General features: G+C 30.8%; 15 protein-coding genes and 1 riboswitch. Of the genes, 3 read left to right on the top strand and 12 right to left on the bottom strand.

Features of this window, described 5'->3' with window-relative positions:
• Positions 1-29: 29 nt before the first annotated feature.
• On the bottom strand, positions 30-854 hold the full coding sequence (locus Q0049_RS12980; RefSeq protein ID WP_298120492.1) for a prephenate dehydratase: 825 nt from the start codon (positions 852-854) through the stop codon (positions 30-32).
• 323 nt (positions 855-1,177) lie between these two features.
• Between Q0049_RS12980 and gldA the strand changes: the two genes are divergently transcribed.
• Complete coding sequence (gene gldA, locus Q0049_RS12985; RefSeq protein WP_298120497.1) at positions 1,178-2,080, top strand: gliding motility-associated ABC transporter ATP-binding subunit GldA; 903 nt, start codon at positions 1,178-1,180, stop codon at positions 2,078-2,080.
• A gap of 183 nt (positions 2,081-2,263) precedes the next feature.
• Here the strand turns inward: gldA and Q0049_RS12990 are convergent, their stop codons facing one another.
• The 10 genes from Q0049_RS12990 to Q0049_RS13035 all read right to left on the bottom strand — a co-directional run bounded on the left by Q0049_RS12990 (position 2,264) and on the right by Q0049_RS13035 (position 14,595).
• On the bottom strand, positions 2,264-3,013 hold the full coding sequence (locus Q0049_RS12990) for a head GIN domain-containing protein (RefSeq protein WP_298120498.1): 750 nt from the start codon (positions 3,011-3,013) through the stop codon (positions 2,264-2,266).
• Between the two features lie 3 nt (positions 3,014-3,016).
• Positions 3,017-4,105, bottom strand: coding sequence for an acyloxyacyl hydrolase (locus Q0049_RS12995; RefSeq protein WP_298120500.1), 1,089 nt, complete (start codon positions 4,103-4,105; stop codon positions 3,017-3,019).
• 176 nt (positions 4,106-4,281) lie between these two features.
• Complete coding sequence (gene metF / locus Q0049_RS13000; RefSeq protein ID WP_298120503.1) at positions 4,282-5,238, bottom strand: methylenetetrahydrofolate reductase [NAD(P)H]; 957 nt, start codon at positions 5,236-5,238, stop codon at positions 4,282-4,284.
• A gap of 80 nt (positions 5,239-5,318) precedes the next feature.
• Positions 5,319-8,003, bottom strand: a complete 2,685-nt coding sequence (gene metH, locus Q0049_RS13005) for a methionine synthase (protein WP_298120507.1) — start codon at positions 8,001-8,003, stop codon at positions 5,319-5,321.
• 109 nt (positions 8,004-8,112) lie between these two features.
• Positions 8,113-9,099 (bottom strand): homocysteine S-methyltransferase family protein, encoded by a 987-nt coding sequence (locus Q0049_RS13010; RefSeq protein WP_298120510.1) that lies wholly within the window; start codon positions 9,097-9,099, stop codon positions 8,113-8,115.
• Between the two features lie 50 nt (positions 9,100-9,149).
• A riboswitch (SAM riboswitch) is annotated at positions 9,150-9,258 on the bottom strand.
• Between the two features lie 109 nt (positions 9,259-9,367).
• Complete coding sequence (locus tag Q0049_RS13015) at positions 9,368-10,576, bottom strand: sterol desaturase family protein (RefSeq protein WP_298120513.1); 1,209 nt, start codon at positions 10,574-10,576, stop codon at positions 9,368-9,370.
• A 58-nt stretch (positions 10,577-10,634) separates the two neighbouring features.
• Positions 10,635-11,735, bottom strand: a complete 1,101-nt coding sequence (locus Q0049_RS13020; protein WP_298120516.1) for an aspartate kinase — start codon at positions 11,733-11,735, stop codon at positions 10,635-10,637.
• Positions 11,722-12,711 (bottom strand): alpha/beta fold hydrolase, encoded by a 990-nt coding sequence (locus Q0049_RS13025; RefSeq protein ID WP_298120519.1) that lies wholly within the window; start codon positions 12,709-12,711, stop codon positions 11,722-11,724. Before Q0049_RS13025 ends, Q0049_RS13020 begins: the two co-directional genes overlap by 14 nt.
• Positions 12,712-12,841: 130 nt before the next feature.
• Entirely contained in the window at positions 12,842-13,300 is a 459-nt protein-coding gene (locus tag Q0049_RS13030; protein ID WP_298120521.1) for an OsmC family protein, read from the bottom strand.
• A 2-nt stretch (positions 13,301-13,302) separates the two neighbouring features.
• Positions 13,303-14,595, bottom strand: coding sequence for an O-acetylhomoserine aminocarboxypropyltransferase/cysteine synthase family protein (locus tag Q0049_RS13035; protein ID WP_298120524.1), 1,293 nt, complete (start codon positions 14,593-14,595; stop codon positions 13,303-13,305).
• A 744-nt stretch (positions 14,596-15,339) separates the two neighbouring features.
• Between Q0049_RS13035 and metK the strand changes: the two genes are divergently transcribed.
• Complete coding sequence (gene metK, locus Q0049_RS13040; RefSeq protein ID WP_298120527.1) at positions 15,340-16,590, top strand: methionine adenosyltransferase; 1,251 nt, start codon at positions 15,340-15,342, stop codon at positions 16,588-16,590.
• Between the two features lie 85 nt (positions 16,591-16,675).
• The gene (locus tag Q0049_RS13045) at positions 16,676-18,034 is read left to right on the top strand and encodes a hypothetical protein (protein WP_298120530.1); all 1,359 of its coding nucleotides are present in this window, start codon (positions 16,676-16,678) and stop codon (positions 18,032-18,034) included.
• Positions 18,035-18,080: 46 nt separating this feature from the next.
• Here the strand turns inward: Q0049_RS13045 and Q0049_RS13050 are convergent, their stop codons facing one another.
• Positions 18,081-20,363, bottom strand: a complete 2,283-nt coding sequence (locus tag Q0049_RS13050; RefSeq protein ID WP_298120533.1) for a hypothetical protein — start codon at positions 20,361-20,363, stop codon at positions 18,081-18,083.
• Positions 20,364-20,543: the final 180 nt, after the last annotated feature.

A 20,543-nucleotide genomic window follows, 5' to 3' on the forward strand; every position in this document is an offset into this window, starting at 1 on the left:
TACTCTTTATTTTCTATGTTTCTATGTGTTTATTTTCTTTTTTTATACTCACCTAAAACTTTAAAATGATTGGTCATAATTTCTAAAATTTTGACGGCTTTTTCATAATGTTTGTACTTTTCAAAAACTACATCTACAAAAAATGAATATTGAAAAGGTGTTTCAATTATAGGCATCGATTGGATTTTAGTCAAATTTAGCTTGCAATTCGTCATTACATTTAAAACCGTTGCCAAACTTCCTGGTGTGTCGTCCAATTCAAATTTTATAGATGCTTTATTAATTTCTTCTTTATTTTCTTGACTTCTTTCTTTACTGATGATAAAAAAACGAGTCATGTTATTGTTTACTGTTTGAATTTCTGGTGCGATTATATTTAAGTCGTATAATTCTGCTGCGACTTTACTTCCTATTGCGGCAATGTTTTTTATTTGATTTTGATGAATTCTTCTTGCGGTTTCTGCTGTGTCTTTGTCTTCAACTAATTTGATATTTGGATGTTTTTTTAAAAAATCCATACATTGCAATAAAGCCATTGGATGTGAATGCACTTCTTGAATATGTTCTAATTTTTGTCCATTTAAAACCATTAAATTCTGTATAATATCTAAATAATATTCGCCAATAATGTGAAAATTATTCTTGTCAATTAAAGCATAATTTGGAATTATTGAACCTGCAATTGAATTTTCAATAGCCATAACTGCCAGTTGCGATTGATTGTTAATCAAACTATCGGCAAGTGCTTCAAACGATAAACATTCATCAATTTCAATAGTTGATTGAAAATATTCTAAGGCAACTTGATGGTGAAACGATCCTTTAATTCCTTGTATGGCTATTTTTTCTTTCATTTTAATCAAAAAAAAATCCCGATTTTCATCGGGATTGTACTTTATAATTGTTTCAAATTTACTTTTTAACATATAGCAATACTAATCCCTTTTTCTGTCCAAAGAAGAAATAAAAGAAATAGTTGTAATATGTTGTGAAATTTGTATTCATTTTCGTTTTTATGTTTTGCTAAAGTAGTAAAATTTGTTAAACCATTGTAAAAAATTTAAAAAAAGTTACGGAAACGTTTTCGTAAATCATAAAAAGATTATTTAGACGTTATTAACTTTATTGGTTTTAGTTTTCCTTTAGTATTTATTACATTTGCTTCAAATATTAAATTATGTCTATAGAAGTTCAAAATATTTCAAAAAGTTATGGTGCTCAAAAGGCATTAGACAATGTTTCATTTTCTGTGAAAAAAGGAGAAATTGTTGGTTTTCTTGGTCCGAATGGTGCTGGAAAATCTACTTTAATGAAAATTTTGACGACTTACATCAATTCTGATGAAGGAAAAGCTTCTGTAAATGGCAATGATGTAAACGAAAATCAAAAAGCTGTACAGCAATCCGTTGGTTATTTACCAGAACATAATCCGTTGTATTTAGATTTGTATGTTCGTGAATATTTAGAATTTAATGCTGATGTTTATAAAGTTGCTAAATCGAGAATTGAAGAAGTGATTGAGTTAACAGGTTTAACTGCGGAAAGTCATAAAAAAATTGGGCAATTGTCTAAAGGATATCGTCAGCGTGTTGGATTAGCAACCGCTTTATTGCATAATCCTGATGTTTTAATTCTGGACGAACCAACTACTGGTTTAGATCCAAATCAGTTAGTTGAAATTAGAAACGTGATTAAAAACGTAGGTAAAAACAAAACCGTTTTTCTTTCTACACACATTATGCAAGAAGTTGAAGCCATTTGCGACAGAGTAATTATCATCAACAATGGAAAAATTGTAACCGACAAAAAATTAGACAAATTAGTTTCTGATATTGTAGAACAAGTAATTGAAGTTGAGTTTGATAAAGAGGTAAATGAAGCATTGTTTGCAAAATTATCTGATTTAAAATCGTTTAAGAATACACACGATAAAGTTTGGGAATTAACTTTTGAAACGGATGACGACAAACGTCCATCGGTATTTGATTTTGCTCAAGAAAATGGTTTGCGTGCACTTCAGTTGGCTTTAAAAAGTAAAAATTTAGAACAAATTTTTAGAGAAAAAACAGCTAAGAAATAGTAACTAGATTAAGGTTTATAAAATATAGATTGCAGATTTTTTAGCCCTGATTGAAGAGAAAAGCTTTTTGAAATTAAAAGCTAGTTTTTGTTGCTAGAAAAAAGCGACCAACGAAAGCTCTTTTTATAGTTTACAAAAACAGCTTTGAATGAAAAAACTTGTAACGAAAAGCAGGATTAGCTTCTAATTATAAATAACTTTTCCTTGATATAATTCTTCCACATTTACTATAGGTGGATTATTTTTTAGAACAATGTTTCCTGTACTGTTCATTGTTCCTTCTATTTTTTCAGTTGGATGAACAATCATATCATTTGAACCACGATGATAGACTTGTATGTTTTTTGCAATTAAATTTTCAGCTTCAATTCGTCCATCACCAAAATAGAAAGAAAACTCGGCTGTATTTGTTTTTCCTGTGATATAAAATCGAGACACATTATTGTTTGCAATTTTAAAAACATCGTTGTCAATATTTAAAATAAAATCGCCTGTTCCTGCGCCACTTTCGCCATCAGCATCTTTGTCTAACGAAAGGAAAAACAAGTTTGGAAACGTTAAAACTCCGTTAGAACTAATTGTTCTGTCTGTTTTTGAATAAACTTCTTCTAATGTTGGTGTTGTGACTAAAATTTTTGTTTGTCCATAATCGCGAACCCAATTGCAACTTGTATTATCTTTAAAAATTAATTGGTCTCCATTTTGTCTAACCTCAATATTGTCAATAAAATTTTCTCCAGCAACAACTTGAACTTTATATTCTGTTCCTTGCGTTATGACTACTTCAATTCCTCTGTAAACTTTTAATTTTTTAAAATTAGTTACGGTGATTTCTTTAGTTATAATTCTTCCTGAACTTTCGACGCAATCGCTTGGTTTTTCGCAGGAATTGAAAATAAAAAATATTGACAGTAAAAATAATACCTTCTTCATAACTTAAATTTTATATCCAATTCCAAATTCTAATGCTTCAGCTAGAAACAAATGTGTTTTTATAGTAAATCCGCCAAAAATCTTATCGGTGAAATAATATTTTAAACCTACTCTATCATAAATCGCTAAATCCTTTTTGAAAGGTTGATAAACATAATAACCAACTTGTGCTTCGAGTGAAATTTTGTTTATTAATAGTTCGTGTCCAACGAAAAGTCCTATTCTTTTATAATCTGTATCTGATTTAATATTCATTTCTGGATAAGCAACTGAATAATACTTGATATATTCTTTCATGGATTCAGTAAGAAATAATTCCGTTCCAAGTTGTAATGCCGATTTTCTATTGATTCGTTTATCAGCATAAAAACCAATGTGATAAAACGGAAACTGACCACTATTTATGATAGGATTTTCGTTAATTCCAGTTCTAACAATCACATTATAATGAATAGGTTCTTTGTATGATTTTTTAACAGATGAAGTATCAATAACTCGAACAAAATCTTTTGAAAGATTGTAATTCACACCAATATTTAATGAATACGTATTTATACCACTGTTAGGCGATTTTACTCTTCCGTTAGAAAAATGTGTGAATAAAAATCCGGCATGAAAGCCAAAATCTTTGAATAATTTTTGATTGTCATATACTAATCCAAAATTAGTATTTCCCATGAACTTGCTACCAAAGGCTTTGTTTTTACTGTTTTCAACTTTATCATAAGGATTTGTCGTTAAAGCTATTCCTTGCGAAAGTTTAAATTGTAGTTGACGTTTCCAAAAATAAAAATTATAGAAAGCACCAACGGCATAATTTTTACCTAAAGGTTGGCTTTTAAAATCTTGAAAAAGAAAATAACCACCATAATCAGGAAAATTATATGCTTGATGCCACTCTTTTGAACCATCGGTTCGTTTGCCAAATGTAGCCATGAAACCTTCTGGATGACCATTAACTAAATGTGACATGTCTTCAGAATGCGACATTGCATTTCCTCTAATAAGAGAAACATCAAGTGTATAAGGATTTTTATCTTGACCAAAAACAGAAACCGATATTAACAAACAAAGAAATAAAATCTTTTGCATCCTAAAATTTTAAGTTCACAAATATAGTAGAATATTTTTAGGAGCGAATGATTTGCGAGTTTTTGGTTTCCTTATTCCTGCTTTTCGTTACAATTCTCGTCTCGTTTTATAGAACGAGACTAGAATTTTCTCTTCAATCAGGGCTAGTTAGGTTATGTCTTTTGTAAAAATCAGAATTAAAAAATCTCCTTCGCAATAGCTTTGATATTTTCAGCTTTTCCCATAGAATAATAATGTAAAACAGGAATTCCTGCAGCAACTAATTCTTTACTTTGGGCAATACACCATTCAATTCCAATTTGTTTTACATGATCGTTATCTTTTGCTTTTACAACCGCCATAATCAAATCGTCTGGCAATTCTAAAGAAAAACGGTGCGGAATTAAATTCAGCTGTTTTTTAGTTGCAATAGGTTTCAAACCCGGAATAATGGGCACTGTAATTCCTGCATTTCTGCATTTATCTACAAAATCGAAGAATTTTTTATTGTCAAAAAACATTTGAGTAATGATATAATCAGCTCCGTTTCTAATTTTTTCTTTCAAAAAATGAATATCACTATCTAAACTTGGTGCTTCCATATGTTTTTCGGGATAACCTGCAACTCCAATACAAAAATTAGTACACGCTGAATTTTGCAAATCTTCATCTAAGTAAATTCCTTTGTTTAGATTATTAATTTGGGTAACCAATTCTGATGCATACTCATTTCCTTCTTTTTCTGGTTTAAAGTAAGTTTCATTTTTCAAAGCATCACCACGAAGTGCCACCACATTATTGATTCCCAAGAAATCTAAATCTATCAACAAATTTTCAGTATCTTCTTTAGTAAATCCACCACACAAAATATGTGGAATAGCATCAACTTGATACTTATTCTGAATTCCAGCACAAATACCAACTGTTCCTGGACGTTTTTTTACAATTTTTTTCTGTAAAAGTCCGCTCGGTAATTCTTTGAATTCATATTCCTCACGATGGTAAGTTACATCAATAAATGGTGGTTTGAATTCCATCAAAGGATCAATTCCATCATAAATAAATTGAATGTTTTGACCTTTTAACGGCGGCAGAATCTCGAAAGAGAATAAGGGTTTTCCTTGAGCGTTTTCTATATGTTGTGTTACTTTCATAATTTTTATTGTTTCAAGTTTCAGGTTTAAGGTTTCAGGTTGTTAACTTTGAACTTGAAACTTTAAACTAGAAACAAAATTTAATCTGCTATATTCGGTGCAAGCCATTTACTTGCTATTTCTGTTGAAATTCCTCTACGTTTTGCGTAATCAATAACTTGATCTTCTTTTATTTTTCCGAGTCCAAAATATTTACTTTCAGGATTTGCAAAGTAGTATCCAGAAACTGATGCTGCTGGCCACATTGCCATACTTTCTGTTAGCTTTACTCCTATTTCTTGTTCAACATTTAGTAATTTCCAAATAGTTGGTTTTTCTAAATGGTCTGGACAAGCAGGATAACCTGGTGCTGGACGAATACCTTTATATTCTTCTTTTATCAAATCATCATTAGATAAATTTTCATCAGAAGCATAACCCCAAATTTCTTTTCTAACTTTTAAATGTAAATATTCTGCAAAAGCTTCGGCTAATCTATCTCCAAGTGCTTTTACCAATATGGAATTATAATCGTCTAATTGCTTTTCAAATTCCAATGCTTTTTCATCTACTCCAAAACCTGTTGTTACACAAAAACATCCTATATAATCTTGCTTTCCAGAATCTTTTGGCGCAATAAAATCGGCAAGTGCAATGTTTGGCGCGCCTGCTGTTTTTTGAGATTGTTGTCTTAAAGTTAGAAAGGTTGTAGGTTGGACTTCGACAAGCTCAGTCTGACAAATCAGTATATCATCTTCATTTATAGTATTTGCTGGAAAAATACCAAGAATTCCTTTCGCCGTTAGCCATTTTTCAGAAACTATTTGGTTTAACATTTTTTGAGCATCATCAAATAAATTTGTGGCTTGTTCTCCAACAACCTCATCTGTCAAAATCGCTGGAAATTTTCCGTGCAATTCCCATGATTGAAAAAATGGTGTCCAATCGATGAAATCTACTAACTCAGAAAGATCCACTTCAATGGTTTTTGTTCCAATGAAATTTGGTTTTACTTGATTGAAATTGTTCCAATCCAATTGTAATTTATTTTTTCGAGCTTCTTCAATAGAAAGATAATTTTTGTCTCGACTTCTGCTTAGATAGCCTTCTCGAAGTTGATCATATTCTTCTCTAATAGCTTTTACATAACCTTCTTTAGTTTCGGCTTGCAACAAATTACTTGCAACAGTCACGGCACGAGAAGCATCGTTTACATGAACAACTGTTTCCTTATATTCAGGTGCAATTTTTACAGCTGTATGTGCACGAGAAGTCGTAGCACCACCAATCATAATTGGAATTTTAATATTTAATTTATCTAATTCTTTTGCTAGATAAACCATTTCGTCTAATGATGGTGTAATCAATCCACTCAATCCTATAATATCTACATTATGCTCAACTGCAGCTTGAATGATTTTTTCTGGCGCAACCATCACTCCTAAATCAATAATTTCAAAGTTATTACACCCTAAAACTACCGCAACAATATTTTTTCCAATATCATGAACATCACCTTTAACAGTTGCCATCAAGACTTTTCCTGCCGATGAAGATTTTCCGTCTTTTTGTGCTTCAATAAATGGAAGTAAATAGGCGACAGCTTTCTTCATTACTCTAGCTGATTTCACTACTTGAGGCAAAAACATTTTTCCGCTTCCAAATAAATCACCCACAACATTCATTCCTGCCATTAGATTGATTTCGATAACATCGATAGCTTTTTCGGAATTTATACGTGCTTCTTCGACATCTATTTCTATGAATTCGTCGATTCCTTTCACTAAAGAATGAGTTAATCGTTCTTGAACAGAACCATTTCTCCATTCTTGAATTGCTTTTTCATTGGTTTTGAAATCACCTTTGAAACTTTCTGCTAAATCCAATAATCGTTCAGTTGCATCTTCTCTTCTGTTTAACAAAACATCTTCAACATGTTCTAATAAAATTGGATCAATTTCGTCATAAATCTCTAACATTTCTGGATTTACAATTCCCATTGTCATTCCGTTTTTGATAGCATGATAAAGAAAAGCCGAATGCATGGCTTCACGCACTTTGTCATTACCACGAAACGAAAACGAAACATTACTCACACCACCAGAAATATTAGCATAAGGAAGATTTTCACGAATCCATTTAGTTGCTTTGAAAAAATCTAAAGCGTTCAATTTATGTTCATCCATTCCTGTAGCTACAGGAAAAATATTAGGATCAAAAATGATGTCTTGCGCAGGAAAATGAACTTCATTAACCAGTATATCATAACTTCTTTTGCAAATTTCGATACGTCTTTCATAAGTATCCGCTTGACCTTCTTCGTCAAAAGCCATTACGATTACAGCAGCACCATATCTTTTTATCAATTTGGCATGATGAATAAAAACTTCTTTTCCTTCTTTAAGTGAGATGGAATTTACAACACCTTTTCCTTGAATGACTTTCAATCCAGCTTCGATGATTTCCCATTTGGAACTATCAATCATTACTGGAACACGAGCAATATCGGGTTCGGCGGCAATTAGATTTAAGAATTTAGTCATGGCATATACGCCGTCTAGCATTCCTTCATCCATATTGACATCGATGATTTGTGCTCCACCTTCTACTTGTTCTCTAGCTACAGAGAGTGCTTCTTCATAGTTGCCTTCTTTGATTAATCGAAGAAATTTACGTGAACCTGTAACATTAGTTCGTTCACCAACATTAACGAAAATTGAATTTTCATCAACAAAAAGCGGTTCTAAACCTGAAAGCTGTAAATTTATTTTGTTTGTTCTTGACATTTTTATTTTTCTAATCCTGCAAGGTTTTCAAAACCTTTTAGGTTTTTTATTAAACTAAAATTCTAAAAATTATACCTACAAGGTTTTGAAAACCTTGCAGGAAAAACTGCTATACTAATTCTAATTTTCTTGGTTTAAATTCTTTGGCAACATCTGCGATTGCTTTTATGTGTTCTGGCGTTGTTCCGCAACATCCTCCTATTATGTTTATTAAATTATCTTTTAGATATTCTCTAATTAAGGCTTGCATTTCTAATGGTGTTTGATCGTATTGTCCAAATGCGTTAGGCAAACCTGCATTTGGATGTGCCGAAATATTTAGTTGCGTATTCATGGCTAAACGTTGCAAATAAGGTTTTAATTGATCAGCTCCAAGTGCACAATTGAATCCGATGCTTAATAACGGAATGTGCGATATAGAAATTAAAAATGCTTCAACGGTTTGACCAGAAAGTGTTCTTCCTGAGGCATCAGTAATTGTACCTGAAACCATAACAGGAATATCAATATTTCGTTCTTCTTTCACTTCTTCAATGGCAAAAAGTGCTGCTTTAGCATTTAATGTATCAAAAATAGTTTCTACTAGTAAAACATCGCAACCGCCATCTATCAAAGCTTCTACTTGTTGACGATAGGCAATTTTTAAATCGTCAAATGTTACAGCACGAAATCCTGGATCGTTTACATCTGGACTCATGGATGCTGTTCTGTTTGTTGGTCCGATTGAACCTGCGACAAATCTTGGTCTGTCTGTGAATTCGTCTGCAACTTCACGAGCAATTTTAGCCGATTGGTAATTTAGTTCATAAACCAAATCTTCCATGTGATAGTCGGCCATTCCTATTGTAGTTCCTGAAAATGTGTTGGTTTCAACAATATCGGCTCCGGCTTGAAAATACAAACGGTGCACTTGTTTTACGGCTTCAGGTTGCGTTATAGAAAGTAAATCGTTGTTCCCTTTTAAAGGATGAGGAAAATCTTTGAAACGTTCGCCACGAAAATCTTCTTCGGAGAAATTATTGCGTTGTAACATTGTTCCCATTGCTCCATCGAGAACTAGGATTCTTTCTTGTATTGCTTCTGTAATGATTGACATCTGATAACTGTATTTTATTTTTTTGTTATCAGAAATTTGGAAATTATTCTGAGTTATCTGTTCTCGTTATAAGTAACGAGATAGAATGTAGCACCTTCTACAGTTGTAGGGTTGCTAAGCTTTCATCGAGTCTAATCTCTCCAGCTTTCGTGATAACAAACATTATTTTTAAGAACAGTGCAAAGTAATGACATAGAATTTTATTTTGCAACTTTTTAAAAAAATAAAAAACCTACAACGATTTAGTGTTGCAGGTTTTAGGGTTGGGTTAGTTAGAAAATAAAAATTGTTGATATTTTGTATTAATTGAATTATAAAATAATAGTGCTAAACTAATTATTGTAAGTGTAAATCCAGTGAAATACAATGCCGAAAATATTGAGTTAATTATGATGCAAAGCAGTAATAATCGTGCAAACTCAAGATGGAAAATCCAGCGTTTTTGTTCGAGCATTGCTCCTGTAATTATGACACTTAAAATTAGAAATATTGTGATAAAAAAAAGAGTGGTATTTGTGAAATACTTTGAGAATAAAATTGCTGTAAAAAGCAAAGTAATTGTTGTTACCGTTTTGACTTGAATAGCACGAATAAGTTTATCTGAAAGTGACATATGAGTAACCTTTTGAGATAATTTTCGTTCTAAAAAAGGTCGGATTCTTGGATCATGATCATTTGGAGAACCAAAAATTACTTTTAATTTTTGCTGGAATGTTTTGGCTAATCTAACTGCTACAATTAGCTCTAAAAAATAGTGAAAATGCTGCCATAAAAAACTGTGCCTTTCTAATGATTTTGTTAATCCGTATTTTGGTTTTACAGTTTCCTCAGCATAGGTTCCGAAAAGTTTGTCCCAAATAATTAGCATATCTCCATAGTTTTTATCGAGGTATTCTGGATTACTACTATGATGCACGCCATGATGTGTTGGTGTTACAATGATATATTCTAACCAACCTAATTTTCCAATTAATTGCGTATGTGTAAAAAAAGGATAAGTACCATGAATCAATAATAAAACGGTAATCATTTCGGCTGGAAAACCTATTATTGGCAATATGCTCCAGAACAATCCGCGTGCAACTGCTTGAATTACAGTGATTCGTGCTGCTGCTGTATAATTAAAATCTTCGCTTTGATGATGCACAATGTGTGCTGCCCAAAACAGATTGACTTCATGACCAACGCGATGGTACCAATACCAAACCAAATCGGTTGCGAGAAATAGTAAAATCCATGTAATCCAATTGCTTTCTATAGTGAAAATTGAAAAGTTTTTGTTGAGCCATGTGAAAATAAAAAAGAATGAACCTGTTGTTAGTAAATCGGTAATTCGTTCCACAATTCCAACATTTATATTTGCTATACTTTCATTGAATTGATGTGTGTTTTTATTTCTTTTCCGGCTAATAGTATATTCTAAAAACATAAAAAAGATGAAGAATGGAACGGCAAATGCAATTAAATCTAACTTCATATTTGTTTAATTTTGTTTGTTACTTTTTGAAAAATGAACTGTTTTGACTTTGATCCTGTTAAGACCAAACAGTCTCTTTAATTTTAATTTTGTCGGAAATTTTTAAGATATCGGTTAGTACACCACGAGCTGTAACCTCTTTTCCTGCGCCAGCACCTTGAATTACAATTTGAATTTCACCGTAAGATTTTGTGTAGATCTCTATCAAATTATCGGCACCTTTTAGTTGTCCTAATGGTGAACTTTTTGGAACAGAAACTAACTTCACCTCTAGTCTTTTTGAAACAACATCGAATTCACCAACATATCGCAAAACATGATTATCGGCTTGAGTAATTTTAGCAATATTAAATGGTTTGTCGAAAAAGGATTTATTGATAGCATATTGAGCTTTAGAATTTTTTTCGTTCAATTCTGGCAATAAAAGTGATTCAATTTTTATGTCATCAAACTCAAATTGCTGTTCGATTTCTCTTGCAAGAATTAATAATTTTCTAGCTACATCGTTTCCTGACAAGTCTTCGCGTGAATCGGGTTCGGTTAAGCCAATTTTCTCAGCATCGATTAAAATGTTTGAAAATGATGTTTCTTCTGATGAAAATCTATTGAAAATATAGCTTAATGAACCTGAAAAAACGCCTCTAATTTTAGTTATTTTTTCACCAGAAAAATGCAAATCATTGATTGTTTGAACAACTGGCAAACCTGCACCAACATTAGTTTCGTAAAGAAATGTTTTCTCGAATTTTTTTAAATTTCTTCTCAATTCTTGATAGAAATCATTGTGTAAAGTATTTGCCTTTTTGTTGGCTGCCACAATGTTAAACCCGTTTTGAATTAGAGGAATGTAACTTTTTATAATTTCAGAACTTGCCGTTGCATCTATTGCAATTAGATTTTCTAGTTGTTGCTCTTGAACATACTCTATAATACCTTCTAATTTGAATGGGATTGCTGATTGTGCAAAATTGGCTTCCCATTGGTTTTTTAATCCCTCTTTTTCAAAAAAAGCTAAAGATGAATTGGTAATAATTGGAAATCTTAAATCGATATTTCTTTTTTCGAGGAAGAATTTTTGACTTTCGATAACTTGATTTATTAAAGTGCTTCCTACATTTCCGATTCCGAAAAGGACTATATTTATTCTAAGCGTTGACATAATTTTGTTGTTTTTGTTTGTTAAAAATAGGTTCTAAAATTTCATTTAGCTGATTGAATTCCATCAAAAAAGCATCATGACCGTGAATGGATTTTATTTCGTTATAAAAAACATTTTGCTTTATTGTTTTCAATTGACGATACGTTTCTTGATTCTCATTGGCAATAAAAAAATAATCTGTATCAACTGAAATAATATGAATTGTAGATTGAATTTCATTGACAACTGAAAGAAAATCTTTTCTATTACGAGAAATATCATTCGTTTTTAGCAAATGATTCATTAATTTATAGGATTGCAATTGAAATCGGTTTTTGAGTTTTTCACCATGATTTGTAAGCCAATTTTCGATTTGAAATACATGATTTGATTGTTCTCTTTTGAACCGCTGATTGATCGATTGTGGTGTTCGATACAAAAGCATGGCATGTAAACGTGCATCAGCAATAGGATTTTTAGAATTATTCAGAATTTGATCTTGAATTAAAACATTAGCAATAACCCAATCAGTTGCTTTCCAATCGGTTGCAATTGGAATTAGATGTTGGATTTTATTAGGTTGCAAAACTGCCATTTCCCATGCAATTGCACCGCCAAGGCTTCCGCCAATTATTGAAAACACTTGATTAACATTCAAGAAAAATAATCCTTTCCAAAAAACAGAAGCAATGTCACGAATGGTAAAATCTTGGTAATTTGAAATTAAATTTTCAGCATTTTTATCAAAACCATTTCCGGGAATATTGAATGCAATTATGGTAAAATAATTGGTGTCGATGATTTTATTTTCGCCAATTAAGTCATTCCACCAACCATTTTCTCCAGTTACATTTGAATTTCCTGTTAACGCATGATTGACCACAACAATTGGAGCAGAACCAATTGATTGACCAAACGTTTGATAGAACAAAGGCAAGTATGCAATTTGTTTTCCGTTTTCTAAATTGAAATCATACAACACTATTTTTTCTAACATTTTTGTTTTTTTTTAAACTATTATGACATTAATAACAATAAGATTTTATTGAAACTTGTTTTAAAAAACTGCCTCCAACCGCGAAATCAGAGACAGTTCTTAACAAACAAAAACCTAAACATTATTTTTATCAAGCAGCCGCAACAGCTTGTAAATCTTTATATAAAACCACCGAAACTGGTGTTGGGTTTACCAAATTATCTTGTACTGGACAACGGTTTTCTATTTCTATTAGCCAGTCTTTTAGTTGTTCTAAACTTGCGTCTGCTGTAGGTTTAACAATCACTTCAATAGAACTAAAGCCAGCTCTTTCACTGCTAATTTTTCCCTGATATTTATCTAAACTTAATTTGGCAGATAATTCTACTTGAAGTGATTTTAAAACAATTCCGTGTTCTTTTGCAACAATTTTCCCAACAGCATTAATGCATCCCGCATAACCTGCAAGAATATATTCTAACGGACTTGGACCTTCAAGCTCTGGATAATCTTCGTTTTTACTAATTCGGATGTCAAAATTTTGAGCTTTAACCACAAATTGATTTTTCTCCTTTGCATATCCAACTACGTTTACAATTTTATGACTCATGATTAGACTTTTTGGGAATTTTTAATAGTTACAAAAACAGTTTTTAAATCGGCTTTCAAATCTTCAATATCTTCTAAACCAACAGATAAACGAATTAAATCTTTGGTTACGCCTGTTAATTCTTGCTCTGCATCCGATAATTGTTGGTGCGTTGTGCTTGCTGGATGAATAATTAATGATTTAGTATCACCAATATTTGCTAAAAGCGAGAATAATTTGGTACCGTCAGCAGCTTTTTTCGCAGCTTCAAAACCTCCTTTTAATCCAAAAGTTACAATGCCGCTTTTTCCTTCTGGTAAATATTTATCAGCAAGTTGTTTATATTTTGAAGTTTCTAATCCAGGATAATTCACCCAAGCCACTTCTTCTTGAGTTTGTAACCATTCTGCTAATTTTAAAGCATTTTCAGAATGTTTTTTGATTCGAATTTCTAACGTTTCTAATCCTTGAATGGTTTGAAAGGCATTGAATGGACTTAAAGCGGCACCAAAATCACGTAATCCTTCTATTCTGACTTTTGCAATAAATGATGCTGCACCTAATGCTTCGTAATATTTTAATCCGTGATAACCTGCTGATGGTTCAGTGAATTCTGGAAACTTTCCGTTGCTCCAATCGAAGTTTCCTGCATCGATAATTACGCCTCCAAGAGAAGTTCCGTTTCCAGTAATATATTTTGTTAATGAGTGAATTACGATATCAGCACCATGTTGAATTGGGTTCAACAAATAAGGCGTTGCCACAGTATTATCAACAATAAATGGTACTTTATATGCTTTAGCTTCTGTAGAAATTGCTTCTAAATCCAAAACATCTAATTTAGGATTTCCTAAACTTTCTACAAAAAATGCTCTTGTATTTTCCTGTGCGGCTTTGGTGAAGTTTTCAGGATTTGATGGATCTACAAATGTTGTTGTAATTCCTAATCTTGGTAACGTAACATTCAGCAAATTGTAAGTTCCGCCATAAAGACTATTGGATGCTACAATGTGATCGCCAGCTTTTAGTAAAACTAATAATGTAGTTGCAATTGCTGAAGTTCCAGAAGCGGTTACAACTGCGCCAATTCCTCCTTCAAGTTTTGCTAAGCGTTGCTCCAGAATGTCGTTTGTTGGATTGTTTAATCGTGTGTAAATGAATCCTGCTTCTGCAAGACCAAATAAATTTGCTGCATGGTCAGAGTTGTTGAATACATACGATGATGTTTGATAAATTGGGACTGCTCTTGTTCCTGCGTTTTTAGTAACATCGTGTCCTGCGTGTAAAGCGTTAGTTGAAAATTTTTGTGTACTCATGATAGTTGATTTTAGATATTAAATATTAGTTTTTAAATTTTTTGATAAGAATGTGAAACGATTTCAGATTAAATAAAAAAAGTCCTTTTGGATGGCTTACCAAAAGGACTTTTACACTAGAAATATATATTTCTTTTACGTTTTCCGTTTTTGGTAATAGCAAATGCCGATACAACACATTGTGCGCATCATCATACAAGTCATCATCATATTTTTTGCTATTACGTTCATTTTGAAATTATTTTTAAAAAAGCACTTCGACTGCGCTCAGTGTAACAAAGTTGATTTAAATAAAAAACCTCTGCGGCTTGCAGAGGTTTCATTTGAATATATTTTAAAGATTTAAAATTATACAATAGATGTCCTCTGCGGAAGATTCCACATCATACAACACATATTGCAAATAACTAAATTCATTTTTTCTTTATTTTTGATGAGGCAAACTTCTGAACTATTTTTGAATTAACCAAAACAAATTTGAAAATTTAACATTTGAAAGTTTGTATTATATATTTAAATACTACGTATTTAGATTTTTTATAATTGCGTTAAAAAAATAAAAAAAGTGAAATTGTTTTTTCTATTCAAAATAGTATTTATACATTTGCAACCGAAATAAAGAGGAAAAATTTGAACTGATTGCAACCTCATTAAAAAATGCTAAAGCAGAACTCTCCTTTAGTATTTCCGTTGTAATTTATCGTTTTTTTCTTCACAAAAATTAATTTAAAAATAAATTATATTATGGCTTATTTATTTACGTCAGAGTCAGTAAGTGAAGGACATCCGGACAAAGTAGCTGATCAAATTAGTGATGCATTAATCGATAATTTTTTAGCATTTGATGCTGAATCTAAAGTGGCTTGCGAAACTTTAGTTACAACTGGTCAAGTAATTCTTGCTGGTGAAGTAAAATCAGACACTTATTTAGACGTTCAAACTATTGCAAGAGATGTAATCAAAAAAATTGGTTACACAAAAAGTGAATATATGTTTGAGGCAAATTCTTGTGGTGTTTTATCTGCAATTCACGAGCAATCTGCGGACATCAATCAAGGTGTTGACAGAGCAAGTAAAGAAGAGCAAGGTGCTGGAGATCAAGGAATGATGTTTGGTTATGCAACTAATGAAACTGAAAATTATATGCCTTTAGCTTTAGATATTGCTCACGCATTGTTGATTGAATTAGCTAACATTAGAAGAGAAAATTCTGAAATTACTTATTTACGTCCAGATGCAAAATCACAAGTAACTTTAGAATATTCTGACGATAATAAACCACAACGAATTGACGCTATCGTAATTTCTACTCAACATGATGATTTTGCTGATGAAGCAACTATGTTGGCTAAAATTAAAAGCGATTTAATATCAATTTTGATTCCAAGAATTAAAGCTAAATATCCTCAATATGCTCACTTTTTTAACGATGATATTACGTACCACATTAACCCAACAGGAAAATTCGTAATTGGTGGACCACATGGTGACACTGGATTAACTGGAAGAAAAATTATTGTGGACACTTATGGTGGAAAAGGAGCTCATGGTGGTGGAGCATTTTCTGGAAAAGATCCAAGTAAAGTGGATCGTTCTGCTGCTTATGCAACACGTCATATTGCTAAAAACTTAGTTGCTGCAGGCTTGTGTGACGAAGTTTTAGTTCAAGTTTCTTATGCAATTGGTGTGGCAAAACCAACATCAATTAACGTAAATACTTATGGAACTTCAAAAGTAAACATGACTGATGGAGAAGTAAGCAAAATAGTAGAAGGAATTTTTGATATGCGTCCTTATTTCATTGAACAACGTTTGAAATTGAGGAATCCAATTTATAGTGAAACTGCCGCTTATGGACACATGGGAAGAAAATCTGAAACGGTTACAAAAACATTTAAATTACCAAATGGTGAGGCAAAAACTGTTTCAGTAGAATTATTCACTTGGGAAAAATTAGATTTTGTAGATCAAGTAAAAGCTGCTTTTTCTTTATAATTTATAATTTATAGATATTTTAAAACCGTCTTGATATTTTTCAAGACGGTTTTTTTGTTACTTTGTAGCAAACAATTCCAAAAAATTGAATTCATTTATCAAAAATATTGAAAACAAACTACAGATAAAATCCAATTATTTGTTGCTTTTGGCAATTTTCAATGGTGCCATTTTGATGAATTTTCACAAGTTAATTTTTTCAAATCCATTAGCTCTATTTGTTATTATTGGATTTGTCCTAATTTCAATTATTAATATCAAATATTGGTGGGCAACCTTAGTAAATTCAATAATTAGCATTTATTTTCTTATTGATAAATTTCCTAGAATTGGAAATCATTCTACCATTATTCTTTCCTTTTCTTTATTTTTATTAGTTGTTTTTGCATTAAAATTGAGTTCAAAAAAAACAATTTTCAACACCAATTTAGTTTCCTATTTCTTTAGAACAATCACTGTAACTATTTATTTCTACACTGGTTTTCACAAATTAAATACTGATTTTTTTAACCCATGTGTGAGTTGTGTAAATGAAGTTAATGTTTATGCTTTATCAAATTTTATTAATGAACGTTTTGTTTTACCTGAATTTTGGTCGCATTTTTTTCAATATGGAACTTTATTTATTGAATTGATTTTACCTTTTGGTTTACTTCATTTTAAAACTAGAAAAATTACTGGATTCCTTTTACTGTGCTTTCATTGTTATCTTTCACTTTCAGGTTTTGCAGATTTTAGTTGTGTTGGGTTATTTTTAATTCTTGGTTGTTTAGTTAATTTTGAAGAAAAAACGATATCAAAAAACAATTTAAAAGCGGTAAAACCATTTTTGATTTTTATCATTTTAGCCATTATTATCAGATATTATTTACCCACTTTTGGAATTGACAACTACAAAAACACTTTTATTGAAGGCTTTATTTTTGACATTGGTTTTGTGATTTTTATTTATACTTTTTTTAAGTCATATTCTGCAAAGGAATATGCTTATGCTAAAAAATTTAATGCGTACTTGATTCCAATTTTTGTTATTATAAATCTATGGACATTGAAAGGTTATTTTGGACTTGGAAATGCTGGAAACTTGACCATGTTTAGCAATTTAGTTACTGAAAAATCGACAAATAATCATTTATTAATTGATACTAAAAAAACAAAACTATTTGATTTTGAAGAAGATTATGTCGAAATTATTTATCTGAAAAATAAAAACATTAGAGAAGATTTCAACGGATACAAATTACCTTTAGTTGAATTCAATTTTTTAGTTAACTATTGGAATAAAACATACACCGACAAAGTTCCATGCAAATTAATTTACAAAGGGAAAATCTTTGAAACAAACGATATTAGAACCTCCGAATTTAACCAAACTAAATGGTGGTACAAATATTTGAGTTTTAGAAAAATTCAATCAAAAGGTCCAAATGAGTGTCGTTGGTAAAAAAATATCATAAAAAAAACCTGATTTTTACATCAGGTTTTGCTTTTTAATACGTTCCATTTTTCATTTTTTCAAGAACCAATTTGTATTCTTCAATTTGTTCAAAAGTGCCATCTTTAATATTATCAATGGCTTTTTGTTCAGTTAAAATGGCTTTCTCTTTTTCGCCATTTCTGTAATACAATTGTGCTAATGTGTCTAAATAATAAGGACTGTTTTTTTCAATTATCAAACTGGTTTCGCTCCATTTGATGGCGTTTTTCAAAATAGATGGCGTTTGACTTTTTACATTTTCAACCACAAACCATGCTGCTTCATTAGCTTCATTAGCAAAGGTACTTTTGAATTCATTCCAGCTATAATCTGTTTCTGAATTATACTTTTTATCTAATTGCTCAATGATGCTTGAATCATCTTTAATGAAACTTTTAAAATAGGCATCAAAAGTATTTAAAAACTCATTATCCTTTTGATTTTCCTTTAATAGACTCATTTTCCCTTTTAAAACCCATGAATCGTCATTTGTTGTTTTCAAGAGTTTGTCATAATAAGCAATAACTTTATCCGTTTGTGATTTATTTGAAGTTCTGTTTAAAGCATTTGAAATAATTCCAATTAACGAAGTTGTTGTATATTGATCATAATAATCTACTGCTTCAATTTTTGGAATTTCATTAAAGAACTTTAACACATAATCAATCGATTGAAAATCATTTGCATTTAAAGCTTCATCATATTTATTAAAAAGAATGTTGCTAAATCCGGAATTCATACTTAATTCACTGATAATAATTTTTAAAAAATCTACATCAACTGTTTTATCATTTTGATGGAAATCAAGTAATTGTTTGTATTTTAATTCAACTTCTTTTTGAGATGATTTTAATTTATAAATATTATTTTTTTCTTTTAAAACAGAATAATCATAATAATCTTGAACAACAGCAGTTGAATCAACAGTTATTGCTGCATCTTCCACTGGCTCAACAACACCAAGCTCTTTTACTTGTATAACAGCATCAGTTGCAGGATATGCTGGTGGAGGCATTACTGAAGTGTAATTACTTCTACCCGATTTAGTTATATTTAAAAATGTATTTTGAATATCAGCATTTGATTTCTTTTTATTACTCAATACTTTGTCAAATTGCGCATGAGCGTTTATTGGTTTTAAATCAATATTTATTGAAGAAAGATTATAGTAAGCATAATCATCGTCGGTAATTTTTGCTTTTGTGTGATATAATTTTTCGCCATCAGAATTTAAAAATATTACCGATTGATTATCTGTTATTCCAAGTTTTTTTAAACTGTTTTTATCCTTATCTGTGGCAAGATAAAAATTGAAATTATCATATTCAGGATTGTATTTATCATACATATTGTATTGATTATTTGTTTGATAATTTTCAATATATTGATCAAACTCTTTTTGCGCATTTTTATTAGTATCATAAAACACTACTAACATTTTATTTGGATATTTACTTGCTTCTTTTTGAGCTTCGGCTAATGTTTTTTCAATTTTTAATTTGAAAACATATTGTGGAACTTGATCTGCATAACCAACTCCAACTGATGTGGAATCAACTGGATAATCATAATCATAAGTTGGGTCAGCAATTTTTCCATCATATGTCCAATTTTTTTGTACTCTCTTTTCGATTGGTTTTTCTGAAACTTCTTGTACAACTTTTTTTGAAAAAACGATGGGACTTTTTCCTTCAGTTACTATTAATTCTTTTGTTTCTTGATTATAAACTCCTCTGAATTTTAATTTTGCTATTGAAAATGAAGAATATTGAACATCAATTTTAGAAACATCATTTGGAACTTGAAATTTCTCAATGAATGATTCTTTTTTTAGATTGTCTTCTACTAAATAAATAAATTCAACTTTGTCAATTTCGAAAGTTAATTTTTTAGCTTCATAGTCAGAATATTTTATATCTAGAAGATCTTTCATTGGTTTATACTCAACAGGAGAGTTTATGTTTTTTTGTGTTCCAATGTAAATACTATAATACTGATAATAAGAAAATTCACCTAAATCAATTGTGATTTTATCTGATTTTGGATTTGGGTTGGAATATTTCAAATTAAATTTTGGCATGTCAGCATAGCTTGTATTGAAATAAATGGAATCATTTACTTCTTCATACGTTCCTGAAAGTATGGAAAGCTGAAATTTATTATCGTCAGAGATGTGAAACTTTAATGTCTCTGCTGATGGTGTTATGGAAGAAAATTCTCCTTTTTCGAGTTTGTTGTTTTGTGCAGACAGATTTAATACAAAAGCAAAAAGCAGTAATGTCAAGCAATTTTTCATGGATTTTTATGTTTTATTTGAAGGACTAAAATTAGTGATTTTAACAATGCTGAATGTAATTTGAAAACTATTTTTCTACATTATTATTGTGTTAGCCCTGATGTAATGGAAAGCTCTGAAAACAAAAAATGTCAATTTTTCTAGGAATAAAAAAGCGACTAACAGAAGCTCTTTTTATTG

This window comes from Flavobacterium sp. (assembly GCF_027484205.1).
In the GTDB taxonomy this organism is placed as follows: Bacteria; Bacteroidota; Bacteroidia; order Flavobacteriales; family Flavobacteriaceae; genus Flavobacterium.

Coding starts and splice junctions, on each gene's coding strand:
- Q0049_RS12980 (WP_298120492.1), bottom strand. CDS start 854: ATGAAAGAAAAAATAGCCATACAAGGAATTAAAGGATCGTTTCACCAT.
- gldA (WP_298120497.1), top strand. CDS start 1,178: ATGTCTATAGAAGTTCAAAATATTTCAAAAAGTTATGGTGCTCAAAAG.
- Q0049_RS12990 (WP_298120498.1), bottom strand. CDS start 3,013: ATGAAGAAGGTATTATTTTTACTGTCAATATTTTTTATTTTCAATTCC.
- Q0049_RS12995 (WP_298120500.1), bottom strand. CDS start 4,105: ATGCAAAAGATTTTATTTCTTTGTTTGTTAATATCGGTTTCTGTTTTT.
- metF (WP_298120503.1), bottom strand. CDS start 5,238: ATGAAAGTAACACAACATATAGAAAACGCTCAAGGAAAACCCTTATTC.
- metH (WP_298120507.1), bottom strand. CDS start 8,003: ATGTCAAGAACAAACAAAATAAATTTACAGCTTTCAGGTTTAGAACCG.
- Q0049_RS13010 (WP_298120510.1), bottom strand. CDS start 9,099: ATGTCAATCATTACAGAAGCAATACAAGAAAGAATCCTAGTTCTCGAT.
- Q0049_RS13015 (WP_298120513.1), bottom strand. CDS start 10,576: ATGAAGTTAGATTTAATTGCATTTGCCGTTCCATTCTTCATCTTTTTT.
- Q0049_RS13020 (WP_298120516.1), bottom strand. CDS start 11,735: ATGTCAACGCTTAGAATAAATATAGTCCTTTTCGGAATCGGAAATGTA.
- Q0049_RS13025 (WP_298120519.1), bottom strand. CDS start 12,711: ATGTTAGAAAAAATAGTGTTGTATGATTTCAATTTAGAAAACGGAAAA.
- Q0049_RS13030 (WP_298120521.1), bottom strand. CDS start 13,300: ATGAGTCATAAAATTGTAAACGTAGTTGGATATGCAAAGGAGAAAAAT.
- Q0049_RS13035 (WP_298120524.1), bottom strand. CDS start 14,595: ATGAGTACACAAAAATTTTCAACTAACGCTTTACACGCAGGACACGAT.
- metK (WP_298120527.1), top strand. CDS start 15,340: ATGGCTTATTTATTTACGTCAGAGTCAGTAAGTGAAGGACATCCGGAC.
- Q0049_RS13050 (WP_298120533.1), bottom strand. CDS start 20,363: ATGAAAAATTGCTTGACATTACTGCTTTTTGCTTTTGTATTAAATCTG.